Raw genomic sequence first — 19062 nt, forward strand, 5'->3', positions numbered from 1 at the left:
GCCAGCTTATCGTCGCCGGGCACCCGTTCGTCCGTCGCCGGGCCGTGACTGACCGCTCACAGGTCGTAGGTCCCGACTACGATCACCCCTATGGAACCCGTGTACGCGTCCGTCGTGTCCTCCGCTCGCATGCTCTGGCTCGCTCAGGGACTCAAGTTCGACATCTCGGGTGTCGAGCACGTACCGGCCGACGGTGCAGGCGTCGTCGCGCTCAATCACACCGGGTACCTCGACTTCACCTTCTCCGGCATCCCGGCGTTCCTGCAGGGGCGCCGCTACGTCCGGTTCATGGCGAAGAAGGAGGTGTTCGACAATCCCATCGGCGGCCCGATCATGCGCTCCCTCAAGCACATTCCCGTCGACCGTGCGAACGGCGCCGCGAGCTACCAGACGGCCGTCGACTACCTCAAGCGCGGCGAGCTCGTCGGCGTGTACCCGGAGGCGACGATCAGCCGCAGCTTCGAGCTGAAGGGCTTCAAATCGGGTGCGGCTCGCATGGCGCTCGAGTCCGGTGCGCCGTTGATCCCGACCATCGTGTGGGGAGCTCAGCGGATCTGGACCAAAGGACACCCGCGGAACCTCGGACGGACCGGCGCGAAGATCATGGTCGGCGTCGCCGAGCCGATCGCGCCGGAGGGCACCGTCGAGGAGTTGACCGCGCGGCTGCACGATTCGATGCGGGCCAAGCTCACCGAACTCCAGGACGCCTACGGTCCGTACCCTCCCGGCGAGTTCTGGGTGCCCGCCGCGCGCGGCGGCGGGGCGCCCACGCTGGAGGAGGCGAACGCGATGGACGCCGCTGATGCGGAGAAGAAGGCGCGCAAGCGCACGGAAGACGACGACTGACGAGGAGGTCCACCGGCATGGAGCCCGTGTATCGAACCCTCGAGGCGCTTGCGGTCGGGATCCGTACGGTTCAGGGCACCCGTGTGCACTTCGACGGGCTGGACAACATCCCGGTGCGTGGCGGCGGTGTGCTCGCCGTCAACCACACCGGCTACCTCGACTTCCTCCCCGTGGGTCTCGGTCTGAAGGAGCGCGGACGACGCGCTCGGTTCATGATCAAGTCCGAGGTCATGGAGGTGAGCATCATGCGCTTCCTCGTGACCCAGACGCATTGCGTGCCGGTCGACCGCTCCGCGGGATCGGAGGCGTATGCGGCGGCGGTCGACGCGCTGCGCGGCGGCGAACTCGTCGCCGTCTACCCCGAGTCGACGATCAGTCGGAGTTTCGAACTCAAGGAGTTCAAGACCGGTGCGGTCCGCATGGCGGTCGAGGCCGGGGTCCCGGTGATCCCGGTGACCGTCTGGGGCGCCCAACGACAACTCAGCAAGGGAGTCGCGCGCCGGATCGGCTACGCTCGCATCCCCGTGCACGTCGCCTACGGCGATCCGCTGGAGTTCAACGCCTCCGACGACGTCGCCGAGGCGACGAATCGTCTGCGCGAGGCGATGATCACCCAGCTCGGCCGCGTCCAGGAGGGCTACCCGGACGCCCCGGCTGGTGCCGACTGGCTTCCCGCCCGGCTCGGCGGCGGCGCCCCGACTCCGGAGGAGGCTCTGGTTATCGAAGAAGCCGAGGCTCGGGAGAAGGCCGCGCGTCGAGCGTCGAAGAGGAAGGGAGAGTGACCGGCGAGGTGTTCGGCCCGCCGTCGATGATCGCCTCCGATGTGGACGGCACGATCATCGACGAGGCGAACGTGATCACCCCGCGGACGGTCGGCGTCCTCGAACGCGCCGCGCGTTCGGGTGTGGAGCTGGTGCTGTCCACGGGGCGCCCGCCCCGCTGGATTCCGGAGATCGCCGATCAGCTGGCCGAGACCGACGCCGCCGTACGCTTCGCCGTCTGTGCGAACGGAGCCATCGTGTACGACGTCCGCGCCGACGCGGTGCTGCATGCCGCCGAGCTGTCGACCGAGACGCTGGAGAAGCTGCAGGCGGTGTGCGCCGAGATCGTGCCCGGATGCGGTCTCGCGGCCGAACGCGCGGGAACCGTCGCGCACGACGCGGCGACGCCGACGTTCGTGGCGACCGCGGGCTACGAGCACGCCTGGCTGAACCCGGACCATGTCCAGGTGAGCGACGGCAGCCTGGCCGAGCTGCCCGCCGTCAAGCTCCTGGCGCGGAGGCCGGGGATGAGTTCGCGGGAGATGGCCGATCGGATCGCCCCCCACATCGGCGATCTCGCCGAGATCACCTTCTCCATCGACACCGGTCTCATCGAACTGTCGGTGCCCGGCGTCCACAAGGCGTCCGGCCTGCAGTGGCTGCTGGCGCACACCGATGTCGCGGGTGCCGCCGCCGTCGCCTTCGGCGACATGCCCAACGACGTCGAGATGCTCCGCTGGGCCGCCCACGGAGTCGCCATGGGCCACGGCGACCCCGCGGCTCGCGCGGCGGCCGACGAGATCACCGGATCCAACGTCGACGACGGTGTCGCGCAGGTGCTCGAGCGCTGGTTCTAGACACGGCCTGCGGGCTGTGGCGCCGCTCACCTACGCGACGCGAACTCCATCAGCAGTCGAGGCGTGCTGATCGGGGTTGTGTCGCGACTCCGAGGGGCGGCCTTGCGCCGCCGCACCGCAGCCTACTGTCCCGCCGACGGCGTATTCCCCATCTGGTCGAACTCCCGTTCTATAGACGTGACGCTGTTGTGACCGTGTGGGCTTGGCGTGACCGCCGGTTGTTCACTACTGTCACAGAAGTCCCACTAGTCACACGGGCCACAGTGATCGTGTCTGAGGTCCCGCCCGAAGGGGTTTTGCAGTGCCGAACGTCCGACCGAGCCGCGCCAAGAAGAGAACTCTCACCTTCGCCGCACTGGGGTTGGCGCCTGCGCTGGTCGCAGGCGGCATCGTCGTCGGCGGCACCGACCTGGGCCGCCACGGCGTCGACCTGACCGCCGGTGAGTCGGTCACCCTGACCGGACATGGACACGGACACGGCCGCGGACTGGGGCAGTGGGGTGCGTACGGCTACGCCAAGAAGGGCTGGTCGGCGGATCAGATCCTGCGTCACTACTACGGCAACACCACCGCGGGGAAGGTGAGCAAGCCCGACGTCACTGTCTCACTCAGTGAGAAGTCGTCGGTGAGTGTTCATGCGGCATCGGGGATGCGCGTAGGTGGCCAGACGGTGGCCCCCGGCCAGGCCGTGAGCCTGTCCGGGGGTAACGCCACCATCACCCAGGGCTGCGGTGGAGCGGTCGTCAAGACCGTGCCCGCGACCATGGTCGACCCGATCGACCCGGCGCCGAACCGACCCGCGAACGAACTGCTGACCTTCTGCTCGGGCGGCGACGCCTATCGCGGCTCCATCGGCCTCGACTCCTCGGGTGTGATCAACAAACTGCACGTCGACGACTACGTCAAGGGCGTCATCCCCAAGGAGTCCATGCCGTCCTGGGGCGACACGGGCGGCTTCGAGGCGCTCAAGGCGCAGGCCGTCGCCGCGCGCTCATACGTGCTGGCCGGCCTCGAACAGGGCCGCAAGATGGACAACACGCAGTCGTCCCAGATGTACCACGGTGCGAGCGGTGAGGATCCGCGCACCAGCCGCGCGGCCGACGCCACCGCCGGACAGATCCGACTGTTGAACGGCAAGCCCGCACTCACCGAGTTCTCGGCGTCCACCGGCGGATACACCGCGGGTGGGATCTTCCCGGCCGTCGTCGACGCCGGCGACGCGATCTCGCCGACCCACGACTGGAAGGCGACCGTCAGCGCGTCGAGCATCGCCTCGGCGTTCGGCGTCGGCGCGCTCAAGAGCTTCGAGGTCAGCGAGGCCAACGGGCTCGGCGACGGCAGCGGCCGCGCCGTGAAGGTCCGGGTGGTCGGCAGCGACCGCACCGTCGAGGCCACCGGCGACGAGGCCCGCGTCAAGCTGCAGCTCAAATCCGACTGGTTCGCGGTGCAGGGGCAGAAGTCGATGCCCAAGATCGTCAAGCCGCCGGTGGGCCCCGAGTCCCCGGGCGGCGGACTGCTCGACCTCGGTCCGCTCGGAGACATCCTCGGTCAGGTGATCCCCGGTCTCGACGTGGTCGGCATGCCCGATCTCGACGGCGTCGTCGGACAGGTCCAGCCGATCGTCGAGAAGCTGATCGAAGAGGGGATGAAGGCGTTGGACGGGAAGGCCGTGGCGCTGCGACAGCACCCGGTGAACCGTGAGCACAGCGACAACAACCAGGGTTCGACGGGCACCGTCGCCGCACCGGAGATGGTCACCGACGGCAAGGGCATGCAGGGCCTGGTCCAGGTGCTCGAGAACGGCGTCCTGTACTTCAGTCCGCTGACCGGAGCCCACGCGCTCCTCGGCCAAGCGCTCACCGACTACCTCGAGAAGGGCGGCCTGGAGAAGCTCGGCTTCCCGGTCGCCGATGGACTGAAGTAGCGGCCACGCTCCACACCGGAACATGCATGTTCTCGGCCCGATGCGATCGACGGCACCTGTGTCGTACGAACCACTGTGATCCTGCCCCGACCGGCCACGTGCTCGGCGAATACTCAGGTTCTGTCCGTTACGCTGACCTGTTGTGACGAACAACAGTGAATTCGATCTGATCGTCGTCGGCTCCGGTTTCTACGGCCTGACCGTGGCAGAGCGAGCAGCGACCCAGCTCGGAGCCCGGGTGCTCGTCCTGGACCGCCGCGATCACATCGGTGGCAACGCCTACTCCGAAGCCGACCCCGAGACCGGCATCGAGATCCACAAGTACGGTGCCCACCTCTTCCACACCTCCAACGAGCGCGTGTGGGAGTACGTCAGCCAGTTCACCGACTTCACCGGCTACCAGCACCGCGTCTTCGGTCTGTACAAGGGTCAGGCGTACCCCCTGCCGCTCGGACTCGGACTGGTCAACCAGTTCTTCGGAAAGTCCCACACACCGGACGAGGCGCGCGCGCTCATCGCCGAGCAGGCCGCCGAGATCGACTCGGCCGATGCCGCGAACTTCGAAGAGAAGGCCATCAGCCTCGTCGGGCGTCCTCTCTACGAGGCGTTCTTCAAGGCCTACACGGCCAAACAGTGGCAGACCGACCCGAAGAACCTGCCCGCCGGCAACATCACCCGCCTCCCGGTCCGCTACACCTTCGACAACCGCTACTTCAGCGACACCCACGAGGGTCTGCCGGTCGACGGCTACACCGCGTGGCTGGAGAACATGGCGGCCGACGAGAAGATCACCGTGCGCCTGTCGACCGACTGGTTCGACGTGCGCGACGACCTGCGCGCGGCCAACCCCGACGCACCCGTCGTATACACCGGCCCGCTGGACCGCTACTTCGACTACTCGGCCGGACGCCTGGGCTGGCGCACCCTCGACTTCGAGACACAGGTCCTGCCCACCGGCGACTTCCAGGGCACACCCGTCATGAACTACAACGACGAAGACGTCCCGTTCACGCGTATCCACGAGTTCCGTCACTTCCACCCGGAGCGCAAGAACTACCCGACCGACAAGACCGTCATCATGCGCGAGTTCAGCCGGTTCGCGAACGACGACGACGAGCCGTACTACCCGATCAACACCCCGGACGACCGCGAGATGCTCGCGTCGTACCGCGAGCTCGCCAAGACCGAGACCGCCGAGCACAACGTGCTGTTCGGCGGGCGACTGGGCACCTACCAGTACCTCGACATGCACATGGCGATCGCCAGTGCCCTGACCATGTTCGACAACACGCTGGCGCCGCACCTCCGCGATGGTGCACCGCTGGCGTCGGGAGCGGAGTAAATGAGCAACCCGGACACCACCGGAGCAGAGAACACCCAGACCAAGGCGGTCAGCCTGCTGCAGCGGATCATCTTCCCGCGACCGGGTGAACCGCTCGACGTGCGCTCGCTGTACCTGGAGGAGGCGGCGACCAACAGCGGCCGCGCCCACGCGCCGAACCGAACGAGCGTGAACCTGGGCGCCGACTCGGAGGCGAGCTTCGCCACCTACTTCAACGCGTTCCCCGCGTCGTACTGGCGTCGCTGGAGCGTCCTGGACTCGGTGGTGCTGCGCGTCGAACTCCGCGGAACCGCACGCGTGGACCTCTACCGCTCCAAGATCGACGGCTCCCGCATCGGCATCGGCGGCGACCTCGTGGAACTCGACGAAGACGGCACCGGAGTCATCGAATTCGAGACCGACCTCGGTCCCTTCGAGGACGGCGGCTGGATCTGGTTCGACGTCACCACCGACACCGCGACCGAGATCCTGTCGGCGGGCTGGTACGCGACCGTCGAACCCGAGCACGGCTCGAACAACGTCACCGTCGGCATCCCCACCTTCAACCGGCCAACCGACGCCGTCGCCGCCCTCGCCGCCCTCACGTCCGACCCGCTGGTCGACGGGGTGATCGACGCGGTCCTCATGCCCGACCAGGGCACCCGCAAAGTGGTCGACGAGCACGGCTACACCGAGGCCGCCGACGCGCTCGGCGACCGCCTGCACATCTTCGACCAGGGCAACCTCGGCGGCTCCGGCGGCTACTCGCGCATCCTGTACGAGGCGCTGCGCCTCACCGACAGCCCGTACATCCTGTACATGGACGACGACATCATGATCGAGCCCGACTCGATCCTGCGCGCGCTGGCCATGTCCCGCTTCGCCAAGAGCCCCATGCTCGTCGGCGGCCAGATGCTCAACCTGCAGGAACGCAGTCACCTGCACTGCATGGGCGAGGTCATCGACCGCCATCGGTTCATGTGGACCGCGGCACCGCACGTCGAATACGACCACAACTTCGCCAAGTACCCGCTCACCGACCGGCAGAACAGCCAGCACCTGCACCGCCGCATCGACGTCGAGGGCAACGGCTGGTGGATGTGCATGTACCCGCGCGAGGTGGCCGAGACCATCGGTCTGCCGCTCCCGCTGTTCATCAAGTGGGACGACTGGGAGTTCGCGCTGCGCGCATCGAAGGCCGGCTACCCGACGGCGACCGTCCCGGGCATCGCGATCTGGCACATGGCCTGGAGCGACAAGGACGACGCCATCGACTGGCAGGCGTACTTCCACCTGCGCAACCGCCTCGTCGTCGCGTCGATGTACACCGACGGATCCATCGACGGCATCCTCAAGTCGATGGCCAAGGCCACCGCCAAACACCTGCTGTGCCTGGAGTACTCGACGGTCGCCATCCAGAACGAGGCGATCCGCGACTTCCTCGCCGGGCCCGACCACATCCGGGAGATCCTGCCGACCGCGCTGGGTAAGGTCGCGGCGATCCGCAAGCAGTACCCGGACGCGGTCGTCCTGCCCTCCGCGCAGGACCTGCCGCGCACCTCCGGGGAGGCCACCGGCTACGGAGTGAACCAGCCCGTCGGCGCAATCGCCAAGGTCAAGCGTCTCGCCAAGGCCGTCGTCAACAACGCGCGCCCGGCCGACCCGCGCCACCACGAGGTGCCGCAGGCCAACTACCCGCCGATCGAGGCGCGCTGGTTCTCCCTCGGCCTCGTCGACGGAGTGACCGTCACGACCGCCGACGGCCGGGGCGTGGTGTACCGCAAACGCGACCGTGACAAGATGATCGCTCTCGGTCGCGAATCGGCCGAACTCGTCAAAACGCTGCGTGAGCGGTTCGACGAGATGCGCGTCGAGTACCGGAACGCGCACGACGACCTGGTGAGCAAGGAGAGTTGGGCACGTGTCTTCGGAATCGACTGACAAGGACGAGACGGAGAGCCGAGAGAGCCCATCGGGCCCGCTCGCTCCGCTCCCGGCGCCCAGTCCATCGGGCCCGCTCGCTCCGCTCCCGGCGCCCAGCGGCGAGGCGGCGGCACTCGTCGCGATCCAGTCGGCCATCGCCGACCGTCCCGGCGTCCTGTCGGCCGCGCGCGGACTCTCGCACTTCGGCGAACACTCCCTCGGCTGGCTGGCGCTGGCCGGGGCGGGAGCACTCGCCGCGCAGTGCCGCGGCGACCGCCTGGCCCGCCGCCGATACATCGAGGCCGGCGCGGGAGCATTCACCGCCCACGCCGCGTCCGTCGTCGTCAAACGCATCGTGCGCCGCAAGCGCCCGAACCACCCGGCCATCGCCGTCGGAGTCAGCACGCCGAGCAAGCTGAGCTTCCCGTCGAGCCACGCCACGTCGACGACGGCCGCCGCCGTCCTCCTCGGCCGCGCCGCCGGACTGCCGCCCGCCGTGCTGCCCGCGTTACTCGTATCACCCATGCTCGTTTCACGGTTGGTGCTCGGTGTCCATTACCCTTCCGATGTGGCTGCGGGAGCGATCGTCGGGGCGCTCACGGCCGGAGCGGTCGTCGCCGCCGATGCGAGAATTCTTAAGGAGCAGTAGATGAGCGAGGAGCCGAACGACACCGGCGTCACCGGTCCGCCGAAGAGTCTTCCGGCCGGACTGATCAAGGCACTCCGCCCGCGGCAGTGGGTCAAGAACGTCCTCGTGCTGGCCGCGCCGATGGCGGCAGGCACGGACACGCTGACCAACGGCGCCGCGATGGGACGCGTCGGCATCGCCTTCGTCGCCTTCTGCCTGGTCGCCTCGTCGATCTACCTGATCAACGACGCCCTCGACGTCGAAGCCGACCGTCAGCATCCGACCAAGCGGTTCCGGCCGATCGCGGCCGGCGTGGTCCCGCGGAACCTGGCGTTCGGGCTCGCCGTCGTACTCGCGGCGGTGGCGGTCGGGATCTCCTTCATCGCGAACTGGCAGACCGCGGTCACGATCTCGGTCTACCTGGCGATCCAGCTCGGCTACTGCTTCGGTCTCAAGCACCAGGCCGTCATCGACATCTGCATCGTCTCGTCGGGCTTCCTGCTGCGAGCGATCGCCGGTGGCGTGGCCGCGGAACTGCCCGAAGGACTGTCCCAGTGGTTCCTCCTGGTGATGGCGTTCGGTTCGCTGTTCATGGCGGCGGGCAAGCGCTACGCCGAACTGCAGCTCGCCGAACGGACCGGCGCCAAGATCCGAAAGTCGCTGCAGTACTACACGACCACCTACCTGCGTTTCGTGTGGACGCTGTCGGCCACCGCCGTCGTCCTCTGCTACGGGCTGTGGGCGTTCGACGCGAACCACGACGACAACGTCTTCTACGCGATCTCCATGGTGCCGTTCACCATCGCGATCCTGCGCTACGCCGTCGATGTGGACGGCGGCGAGGCGGGCGAGCCGGAGGAGGTCGCCCTCGGCGACCGCATCCTGCAGGCGCTCGCCGTCGCCTGGGTGATTCTGGTGGGCGTGGCCGTCTATGTCCCGTTCTGACGCGGCTGCCACAGCTACGCGCAAGCGACTGATCGCGCCGATCGCGAGTTTCTCGATCGGCGCGATCGTGGTGACCGTGCTCTTCGGCATGGGCGCCTGGCAGCGTCGGTGGATCGCCGACGACGGTCTGATCGTGCTTCGTACGGTCCGCAACCTGCTCGCGGGCAACGGCCCGGTCTTCAACGCCGGCGAACGGGTAGAGGCCAACACCTCCACGGTGTGGACCTACCTGATCTGGTTCTTCTCCTGGATCACCCGTGCCGAGCACACCGAGTACGTCGCGCTGTGGTTGGCGCTGATCCTGTCGTTGGCGGCGATTCCGCTCGCCATGTACGGCACCGCGCGGCTCTACGGCCGCGCGGTCACTGCGCGCGGCGTGGGGCTCCTGCTGCCGCTCGGCGCGATCGTCTACATCGCGATCCCGCCCGCCCGCGACTTCGCGACGTCGGGTCTGGAGAACGGTCTGACCATCTTCTGGCTGGCCGCTCTGTGGTGCCAGTTCGTCGCCTGGGCGCATCGTCGCGGGACCGAACCGACCACCTGGTCGCGGACCGCGTTCCTCCTCTTGTCCTTCACCGCCGGTCTCGCACCGCTGATCCGACCCGAGGGCGCCGTCGTCGGCGTCCTGGTGCTGCTGGTGCTGTTCTTCTCCCGGATCGGGTGGAAGACGCGTGTGGCGATGGTCGTCGTCGCCGGTGCGCTGCCGGTCGGTTACCAGATCTTCCGCATGGGCTACTACGCCGTGCTCGTGCCCAACCCGGCGATCGCCAAGGACGCCAGCGGATCCAAGTGGTCTCAGGGGCTGGCATACCTGGGCAACCTGTTCAGCCCGTACGTCCTGCTGCTGCCGCTCGTCCTGGCGGCCGTCATCGGTGTGATCCTGGCGGTCGCCGCGTACTTCGAGCGGCGCCCCGCCGCCGAGGCGTCCGAGGCGCCCGAGATCGAGCGCGACGAGGATCTCCCCGACGTGCTCGACGACCGTCCCGCCGAGTCGTCCCGCGAACGCCTCGTCCGACGGTGGACGACGCTGACCACCTGGCTGCAGTCGCCGAGCGCGGTGGTCGCCACCATCGTGGTCGCCGGTCTGATCCTGTCCGCGTACTGGGTGCGTCAGGGCGGCGACTTCATGCACGGACGAGTCCTGCTGACCCCGTTGTTCATCCTCCTGCTGCCGGTGATGGTGGTGCCCGCGGTGCTCCCGGACACGGTGCGCACCCGCAGCGGGCGGCTGCGTCTGGCGGCCGCCGTCGCGGTGATCGCCGGATGGGCGGGCACCGTGTGGTGGGGCGTCGCGGTCCACTCGAACACGATGAAGAACGCGGGAATCGACATCGGCCGCAACGGCATCGTCGACGAGCGCACCTTCTACGTCACCAATATGGCCATCGAGAATCCGATCACGGCCGAGGACTACCTCGACTACCCCCGCATGCGGGCCATGGTCGAGAAGATCGACGAGGTGCACAAGACCGGCGGCATCATCCTGCCGTCCCAGAACTTCGACGAATGGTACGTCGCGAAGCTGCCCGACAAGATGCCGCCCGGCATACCCCGGCAGACCACCGTGTACTTCCTCAACCTGGGCATGACGAGTATGAACGCGCCGCTGGACGTGCGGGTGGTCGATCAGATGGGTCTGGCGTATCCGCTGGCCGCCCACACGGCACGACTCGAGGACGGTCGCATCGGGCACGACAAGGACTTGTCGAGCGCCTGGGTCGTCGCCGAGTCGGGCGGTCTCGACGAGAAGCCGGGAATCCCGGCCTACATGTCCTCCGAACAGGTGAAGTTGGCGGAGGTGGCCCTCACCTGCCCGGACACCCAGGAGCGATTCCGGTCGTACAAGGGGACGTGGAGCTTCGCTCGGTTCAAGGCGAATCTGTCCGATGCGCTGCACTTCAACAGCTATCGGATCGCTCGTCAGCCCGAGTACGAGATCCAGCGCTGTGGGCTGCAGCTTCCGCCAGAACTGGATGAGAAGTGACCAATGCGATCCTGTGAGCGATCTGAGTGACAGATGTGACAGAGCTTGCCCATGAGGATCTCGGAACGGTAACGTCCGTTGCTGATCGATCGATAGATGCGTGACAGGGTTTGTTACCGCAGGGTGCGAACATGAAGCGAACGGTCGCACCGACATCAACATGCGTGATACGTGTCACAGCGTTTGGGTCGGGGTGCCGGTCTCGATAAGCTTCGTCACATCATTTGGATGTGGCGTGTGTGAATCGGGGTCGCGCCGGCCGGCAAGCGGGTCTCGGGTGAGCGATCACCGGAGGGTCGAAACGACGTTAGGGAGATTTCAGTCAATGCGTGAAGCGAAGAGCACGCGGCGCTATGGGCGGAAGCTGACCGCCCTGGTCCTCGCGGTACTCACCGCCATGGGCGTGATGGCCACATCGATGGGTACCGGTAAGGCCGATGCGGCTCCGGGCTTCCAGGAGTTCTGGATCGACGCCTGCGGCATGCCGACCAACGGTGCGTTCGGCAACAAGTCGATGGCCCCGGGCAAGGTCAAGGTCCGCGCCTGGAAGAAGGCGGGCAACCAGCGCACCGTCATCCTGCTCGACGGCATGCGGGCGCAGTACGACCGCAGCGGCTGGGAGATCGAGACCAACGTCCAGAATCTGGTGAACCAGGGCGTCAATGTCGTCGAGCCGATCGGCGGCCCGAACAGCTTCTACACCAACTGGGACGCACCGTCGAACTTCAACGGCCAGCAGAAGCGCTACATGTGGGGCTGTGTCATCGACAACCGCCTCGTCCCCGCGCTCCGCGGCCGCGGCTTCAAGGGCAAGAACGGCAAGTACGCGATCATGGGTCTGTCCATGGGTGGTAGCGCCGCGCTGGTCCACGCCGCCAAGCGCAAGGACCTCTACTACGCCGCCGGTTCGCTCTCCGGCTACAACTTCCTGACCGCGCCGGGCATGCGCACCATGCTCCGCGTCGCGATGCTCGACGTCGCCCCCGCCCCGTGGAACATCGACTCGATGTGGGGTCCGCCGTGGAGCCCGCGCTGGGCCGCCAACGACCCGGCTCGCATCATCAACCAGCTGCACGGGCTCAAGCTGTACATCGGTGCGGGCAACGGCTTCTTCGGCAAGTACAACTACCCGAAGAACGTGGTCGACGACTTCCTCAAGGGCACACCGCTGGAGCTCCTCGCCTTCGCCACCACCAAGGCGTTCGAGATCAGCGCGACCGTCCAGGGCCTGCGTCCGATGACCTACTACGCCAACGGCACCCATGCCTGGGGCTACTGGCAGGACATGGTCTGGAACGCCAAGCGTCGCGGATTCTTCAACTGATCCCGGCCTGAACAGGCATCCGACGAGGCGCCTCCCGCAATGCGGGAGGCGCCTCGTCTTTCTTCTGTCCGGCCTTCTATTCGGCGCAGGCTTGTCAGCAAAACCCCAGGTCGCCTCGGAACTGTTGAAACTTTAGTCACACAATTCACATGAGACACAGCGTGGCGCGCACATAACCCTCTACCTTGGGTGTAGAAAAACGTGTGGAGACGCGTGCGAGGACGCACGCGTATGCAACGATCCGGGGCATCTCGAGGAGCGCGATGTGAAGAGTTCGAAGACGGCGGCGTTGCCGCGCAGGCTCGCGGCGGCGACTGCCGTGGCGACGAGCGTGACGCTGGCGGTCGGTGCGATACCGGCTCACGCCGAGCCCGCGCCGCCGGTGCCCACCACTCAGGTCGCGCCGAAGCCGAAGCCGACCAAGACGCCGAAGAAGGATGCGCCGAAGCCCGGTGCGTCCTCCTCGAAGGCTCCCAAGCCCAGCGCCAAGCCGAAGCCCGCGCCGCCGGCGACGGTCACCAAGGTCAACTGGTACTCGGCGCATCGGGTGGCCCTGTGGGTGCACTCGCCGGCGATGAACACCGACATCCAGGTGCAGATGCTTCTGGCCCGCGACTGGTTCTCCGATCCGAAGGCCAAGTTCCCGCAGCTGACCATGCTCGACGGTCTCCGCGCGCAGGACGATCAGAACGGCTGGATGATCAACACCAACGTCGAGGAGTTCTACGCCGACAAGAACGTCAACGTGGTGCTCCCGGTCGGCGGCGAGTCGAGCTTCTACACGAACTGGAAGGAGCCCGACCGCGGCAAGAACTACCAGTGGGAGACGTTCCTGACCAAGGAGCTGCCCCCGATCCTGGAGAACGACTGGCGGTCCACCGACGTCCGGGCGATCGAGGGCCTGTCGATGGGCGGCACCGCCGCGATGATGCTCGCCGCGCGCAATCCCGGCTTCTACAAGTTCGCGGGCTCGTTCTCGGGCATCCTGCAGATGACGTCCTACGGCATGCCGCAGGCCATCCAGTTCGCTCTGCGTGACGGCGGCGGCTACGACTCGGCCAAGATGTTCGGTCCGCCGAGCGATCCGGCGTGGAAGGAGCACGACCCGTACGTCCTCGCCGACAAGCTCAAGGGCACCAGCCTGTACATCTCGTCGGGCAACGGCGTCGTCGGACCGCACGACAAGCCGTCCGACATCCCGCTGCTGGCCACCAACTACTCCGGCGTGGGCCTCGAAGTGCTCTCCCGGGTCACCAGCCAGCAGTTCGCCGCCAAGCTGAACAAGCTCGGCATCCACGGTCAGGCCGTCTACCGGCCATCCGGAACCCACACGTGGCCGTACTGGCAGTTCGAGATGGTGCAGGCCTGGCCGCAGGTGGCCGGAGCACTCGGTATCGCGGGCGACAAGGTCGCCTGCACCGTCGGACCGGCCTTCGCCAAGGCTCCGCAGATCAAGGACCTCGGCGGCTGTCTCACGCCCGAGTACGCCGTGCCGGGCGGTCGGGCCCAGGACTTCCGCAACGGGCGGATCTTCACCGGACCGAAGGGTCCCAAGGTGGTCGCGGGTGCGATCGGCGGCGTCTACGTACCGACCATGGAGCGTCTCGGGCTGCCGACCTCCGACGAGCTGACCGGACGCGACGGCGTCAAGTACAACACCTTCGAACGCGGCAAGATCGTGTGGACCCCGCAGTCCGGCGCGAGAGTCGAGTGAGATGGCCCACCACCTGGCTGAACACTCCCTGAGTATTGTCCGTGCCTTCATCGTGGAGACGGCTCGGCGGGCCGGTTCGTGCCCGTCGGGCCGGTAGGGTCGCAGGCATGAGTGTGAAGTTCTTCCGCGTCGCGGTGACCACCGGCGCCGTTCTCCTCGCGATCGGTGCGTTGGCCGCATGCAACGACTCGACGACGACGAGCGCGCCGATCGGCACCGAAGCCGTCACCACGACGTCGATAGAACCGTCCGACTCGAGCCTGTCCGCCGCCAAGTCGTCCGACGATGCCGAGGCGTCGAAGGAGGCCGAAGCCGGCGCATCGCGGGCCAGTTCGTCGGTGCCCGACACCAAGCCGGACGACTCGACCAAGGTGCCGCGCGAGTTCCCGGGCGTCACCACACCGGCCGGAGTCAAGCTGACCGACAAGCAGAAGGCGTATCTGGCCGACCTCAAGCGGCAGAAGGTCGAGTTCATGGGCGACACCGACGGCAACGTCGCACTCACCATGGGCGAGTACGTCTGCAACCAGCGCGCGCAGAAGGTCGACCCGACGATGATCAAGGCCTACGTGACCGCTGCGATCGGACCCATCACCGACAGCGAGAACGACGCGCGCACACGCGCGGACAAGGTGATCCGAGCCGCCGACAGCAACCTCTGCTGACTCGGTGAGCGCACAGAAGTCGCCGCTTCGTCGCCTGGGTCGGATCGCGCTGATCCTCGGCGGACTGGCCGTCGTCGCGATCGTCCTGATCGCGATCCTCGTCTTCCAGATGCTGAAGCCGCCGCCACCGCATCCGGGCGGACCCACCTCGGAGCCGCCGAGCACGGGTGCCCCGAATCGTCCGGGGACTCAGCCCGCCGACTGTTCGAACGTGCTGGCGCTGGTCGTGCCGGGCACCTGGGAGTCGAAGGCGGGCGACGACCCGCACACGCCGACGGCCAACAAGCGTTCGCTCATGCTCCGCGTCAGCTCCAACCTGCAGAAGCAGTTCTCCGAGTCGGAGGCCGACGTCTACACCGTCCCCTACATGGCGCAGTTCCGTAATCCGACCAACCTCGGGGACCGCCAGGGCACCTACGACGCGTCGCGAGCGCAGGGCACCAAACGTGCCAAGGAGAAGATCGAGAAGACGCACGCGCACTGTCCGCTCACCAAGTACGTCCTGATGGGCTTCTCGCAGGGTGCGGTGATCGTCGGCGACATCGCCTCCGACATCGGCAACGGTCGCGGCCCGATCCCGAAGCAGGACCAGGACCTGGTGATCGGCGTCGGCCTCATCGCCGACGGCCGTCGCCAGTCCGGCGAGCAGCAGGACGTCGGACCCAGCCCCGACGGCATCGGCGCCGAGGTCTCCCTCGGCGGCGTCGGCTCGCTGGTGCCGGGAACGACCATGACCGGTGCTCGCGACGGCGGTTTCGGAGCGCTCACCGACCGCACGTACTCGATCTGCGCCAAGGGCGACCTGATCTGCGATTCGCCGACCGTCACCAGTCCGCTCAAGGCGATCGGGCAGTTCGCCAACGCCGTGAACAACCCGGTCCACGCGATGTACGCGACCAGTCGCTACTGGGATCTCGACGGTGCGACCGCGACCCAGTGGATGCTCGGCTGGGCGTCCAAGCTCATCCGAGAAGCGAACTGACGAGTAACTTCTACCGTCACGAGTTGGTCCGGCCGGGCGTACCTGCGGTAACCTGCTCGGGTTGAGGCCCGGGCGGAGAGCGTCGGGGCGGCACATCAGACCATAGGAGACGCCTCGTGAGCACTTCGGACTCGTCGACGCACAATGCCGACGGGCTGCGTAAGTTCAGGTTCGGCGCCGGCGGTGAAGGCAACAAGGACGAGGGCGGCGCGCGCAAGTTCGTCAAACTCGCGCAGACCGCCGAGGAGTACGGATACGACACGTTCGCGATCCCGGATCACCTCGGCAATCAGGTGGGCCCGCTCGCCGCGCTCGGCGCCCTCTCCCAGGCGACGAGCACCATCCGCCTCGCGACCTCGGTGCTGGCCAACGGCTTCCGACATCCGGCGCTGCTCGCCAAAGAAGCGACCACGATCGACGTGCTGTCGAAGGGGCGACTCGAACTCGGCATCGGCTCGGGCTGGATGAAGGAGGAGTTCGACAAGGCGGGCATCGAGTTCGGCACGCCCGGCGAACGCATCCGTCGTCTCGACGAGGCGCTGACCGTTCTCGACCGCCTGATGCGCGGCGAGACCGTCGACTTCGACGGCGAGTTCTACCAGATCAACGGACTCGAGGGCAGCCCTCGGCCGCGTCAGGGGCCGCGCCCGCCGATCGCCGTCGGCGGCGGCGGACCCAAGATGCTGGCGCTGGCAGCCAAGCACGCCGACATCATCTCCGTCGCGACCGGCACCACGAAGGAGGGGTTGCTGCGGCTGTCGGACATGACGATGGCCAAGACCGTCGAACGGGTCGACCGCATCCGCGAGGCCGCGGGCGACCGTTTCGACGCGATCGAGCTGAACTGGACCATCGCGACGATCGTCGTCACCGACGATCGGGTCGCGACCGCGGAGATGGCGCTCAACGCGCTCGAACAGGGGTACCCGCCGAACATCGCGCGGGACGTCGAACTCGGGGTCGACGACATTCTGACCTCGCCGTATCTGGCATTCGGCACCTTCGAGGAGATCGCCGAGCAGATCCGCGAAGTGCGCCGCCAGACCACCATGAGTTACGTGGGGATCTTCCCGACGCAGATGGATGCATTCGCGCCCGTGATCCCGCTTCTGCGGGGAGAGTAGAATCAACAAGGTTTTGCGCGCACTCATGGGGCGAAGTCTGCAAGGATTTCGCGTGGTCTGCCGCGTGACGACGACAGGAGCACCGCGGGCTCACCCCGCGGACACAGGAGTTATTGGATGCTGAACACCGAACTCGAGCACTTCCTCGATGAGAGCGGGAATCTCCACTTCACGGAGGAGGCGACCCTCGTAGACTACGTGGAACAGAACGTTCGCGACCAACCGGACACGCTGGCGTACCGGTTCATCGACTTCTCCCGCGAGCGCGACGGCGAGCCGATCGATCTCACCTGGGCGCAGTTCGGCAAGCGCCTGCGGGCCGTCGCCGCTCGCCTGCAGCAGGTCACCAAGCCCGGCGACCGCGTGGCGATCCTCGCTCCGCAGTCGCTGGAGTACGTGATCGGCTTCTTCGCGTCGCTGTACGCGAGCAACGTCGCCGTGCCGCTGTTCAGCCCGGACGAGCCGGGTCACACCGACCGGCTCGTCGGCGTCCTCGCCGACTGCACGCCCGCGGCGATCCTCACCTCCACCAAGTCGGCCGAGGCGGTCCGCGACTTCTTCGCCGACCGGCCGGCCAAGGACCGTCCGCGCGTGATCGCGGTGGACGCCGTGCCCGACTCGGTCGGCTCGTCGTGGGTCGCACCCGTCGCAGGCAAGGACCACGCGCGCGACACCGTCGCCTACCTGCAGTACACGTCCGGCTCCACTCGTGTGCCCGCGGGCGTCGAGATCACCTACGAGGCGGTCGCCGCGAACTGTCTGCAGATCTCCGACTGCATCGACATCGATCGCAATGCGCGCGGTGTCACCTGGCTGCCGATGTTCCACGACATGGGCCTGCTGACCGTGATCCTGCCCGCGCTCGGCGGCCGGTACGTCACCATCATGAGCCCGCAGGCGTTCGTGCGCCGCCCGGGCCGCTGGATCCGCGAGCTCGCGGCCGACGACGACCACGCTCCCACGTATGCGGCCGCTCCCAACTTCGCCTATGAGCACGCCGCCGCCCGCGGTCTTCCGCGCGACGGCGAGGACCTCGACCTGTCGAACGTGATCGGCCTGATCAACGGCTCCGAGCCGGTCACCGTCAGCTCGATGCGCAAGTTCAACGAGGCGTTCGCCCCGTACAAGCTCTCGCCCAAGGCCATCAAGCCCTGCTACGGCATGGCCGAGGCCACGCTGTTCGTCTCGGCCACCCAGCGCGACGACGAGGCCAAGGTCACCTACGTCGATCGCGACGAGCTCAACGCCGGCCGCTTCGTCGCCGCCGACGAGAACGCCGAGAACTCCGTCGCACAGGTCTCCTGCGGGCAGGTCGCGCTGAGCCAGTGGGCGGCGATCGTCGACCCGGAGACTGGAGTCGAGCGCGAGGACGGGCACGTCGGCGAGATCTGGCTGCACGGCAAGAACATCGGCAAGGGCTACTGGAACAAGGTCGACGAGACCGACGAGACCTTCCACAACACGATTGCGACGCCGCTTGCATCGGGAAGCCACACCGAGGGCTCGCCCGAGGGCGCCCAGTGGATGCGCACCGGCGATTACGGCGTCTGGTACGACGGCGAGCTGTACATCACCGGCCGCGTCAAGGATCTGGTGATCGTCGACGGTCGCAACCACTACCCGCAGGACCTCGAGGGAACCGCGCAGGACGCGAGCCCGGCGCTGCGTCCTGGATTCGTCGCCGCGTTCGCGGTGCCGTCGAATCAGCTGCCCGCCGAGGTCTTCGAGGCGGGCCACAGCGGCCTGACCTACGACGTCGACGACGCGTCCGAGCAGCTCGTGGTGGTCGCCGAGCGCGGACCCGGACGCAAGACCGATCCGCAGGAGATCGCCGACGTGGTCCGCGCCGCGATCGCCGGTCGCCACGGCGTCATGGTCCGCGACCTGCTCCTGGTGCCCGCCGGCTCCATTCCGCGGACGTCGAGCGGCAAGATCGCGCGGCGCGCCACGAAGGCCGCGTACGTCGACGGCACCCTTCGCGGCGGTTACCAGCAGACCGCGTTCCCGGATGCGGGCGAATAGATTCTCGAAGTCGTGACGAGTCCGGCACGTCGTGCGGCGGCG

15 protein-coding genes are annotated in these 19062 nt (G+C 67.4%); all 15 read left to right on the forward strand.

The features are described from left to right. Window positions 1-90 precede the first annotated feature (90 nt). Window positions 91-846, forward strand: a complete 756-nt coding sequence (locus tag BKA16_RS04255; protein WP_183369502.1) for a lysophospholipid acyltransferase family protein — start codon at window positions 91-93, stop codon at window positions 844-846. A gap of 17 nt (window positions 847-863) precedes the next feature. After that, a complete protein-coding gene (locus tag BKA16_RS04260) occupies window positions 864-1628 on the forward strand; it encodes a lysophospholipid acyltransferase family protein (RefSeq protein ID WP_183369503.1) in 765 nt (254 codons plus the stop codon). A 26-nt stretch (window positions 1629-1654) separates the two neighbouring features. Then, on the forward strand, window positions 1655-2464 hold the full coding sequence (locus BKA16_RS04265; RefSeq protein WP_183372887.1) for an HAD family hydrolase: 810 nt from the start codon (window positions 1655-1657) through the stop codon (window positions 2462-2464). A 301-nt stretch (window positions 2465-2765) separates the two neighbouring features. Next, complete coding sequence (locus BKA16_RS04270; RefSeq protein WP_183369504.1) at window positions 2766-4388, forward strand: SpoIID/LytB domain-containing protein; 1623 nt, start codon at window positions 2766-2768, stop codon at window positions 4386-4388. A 142-nt stretch (window positions 4389-4530) separates the two neighbouring features. After that, window positions 4531-5730, forward strand: coding sequence for a UDP-galactopyranose mutase (gene glf / locus BKA16_RS04275; RefSeq protein WP_183369505.1), 1200 nt, complete (start codon window positions 4531-4533; stop codon window positions 5728-5730). Continuing rightward, complete coding sequence (locus BKA16_RS04280) at window positions 5731-7650, forward strand: glycosyltransferase (RefSeq protein WP_183369506.1); 1920 nt, start codon at window positions 5731-5733, stop codon at window positions 7648-7650. It abuts the gene before it with no gap. After that, window positions 7631-8281, forward strand: coding sequence for a phosphatase PAP2 family protein (locus tag BKA16_RS04285; protein ID WP_183369507.1), 651 nt, complete (start codon window positions 7631-7633; stop codon window positions 8279-8281). The genes BKA16_RS04280 and BKA16_RS04285 overlap by 20 nt, the downstream gene beginning before the upstream one ends. Then, window positions 8282-9205, forward strand: a complete 924-nt coding sequence (locus BKA16_RS04290) for a decaprenyl-phosphate phosphoribosyltransferase (protein ID WP_183369508.1) — start codon at window positions 8282-8284, stop codon at window positions 9203-9205. It begins immediately after the preceding gene. After that, on the forward strand, window positions 9192-11189 hold the full coding sequence (locus BKA16_RS04295; protein ID WP_281378387.1) for an arabinofuranosyltransferase AftB family protein: 1998 nt from the start codon (window positions 9192-9194) through the stop codon (window positions 11187-11189). Before BKA16_RS04290 ends, BKA16_RS04295 begins: the two co-directional genes overlap by 14 nt. A 325-nt stretch (window positions 11190-11514) precedes the next feature. Further along, the gene (locus BKA16_RS04300; protein WP_183369509.1) at window positions 11515-12513 is read left to right on the forward strand and encodes an alpha/beta hydrolase; all 999 of its coding nucleotides are present in this window, start codon (window positions 11515-11517) and stop codon (window positions 12511-12513) included. A 265-nt stretch (window positions 12514-12778) separates the two neighbouring features. Beyond that, window positions 12779-14227 carry an alpha/beta hydrolase-fold protein gene (locus BKA16_RS04305; RefSeq protein ID WP_183369510.1) on the forward strand — a complete coding sequence of 483 codons (1449 nt, stop codon included), beginning with the start codon at window positions 12779-12781 and terminating at the stop codon, window positions 14225-14227. A gap of 107 nt (window positions 14228-14334) precedes the next feature. Then, the gene (locus BKA16_RS04310) at window positions 14335-14892 is read left to right on the forward strand and encodes a hypothetical protein (protein WP_183369511.1); all 558 of its coding nucleotides are present in this window, start codon (window positions 14335-14337) and stop codon (window positions 14890-14892) included. Between the two features lie 4 nt (window positions 14893-14896). Next, on the forward strand, window positions 14897-15874 hold the full coding sequence (locus BKA16_RS04315) for a cutinase family protein (protein ID WP_183369512.1): 978 nt from the start codon (window positions 14897-14899) through the stop codon (window positions 15872-15874). 116 nt (window positions 15875-15990) lie between these two features. Then, window positions 15991-16998 (forward strand): TIGR03621 family F420-dependent LLM class oxidoreductase, encoded by a 1008-nt coding sequence (locus BKA16_RS04320; protein WP_183369513.1) that lies wholly within the window; start codon window positions 15991-15993, stop codon window positions 16996-16998. Window positions 16999-17115: 117 nt separating this feature from the next. Then, entirely contained in the window at window positions 17116-19020 is a 1905-nt protein-coding gene (fadD32, locus tag BKA16_RS04325; RefSeq protein WP_183369514.1) for a long-chain-fatty-acid--AMP ligase FadD32, read from the forward strand. Window positions 19021-19062: the final 42 nt, after the last annotated feature.

The organism is Gordonia humi (assembly GCF_014197435.1).
Taxonomy (GTDB): domain Bacteria; phylum Actinomycetota; class Actinomycetes; order Mycobacteriales; family Mycobacteriaceae; genus Gordonia; species Gordonia humi.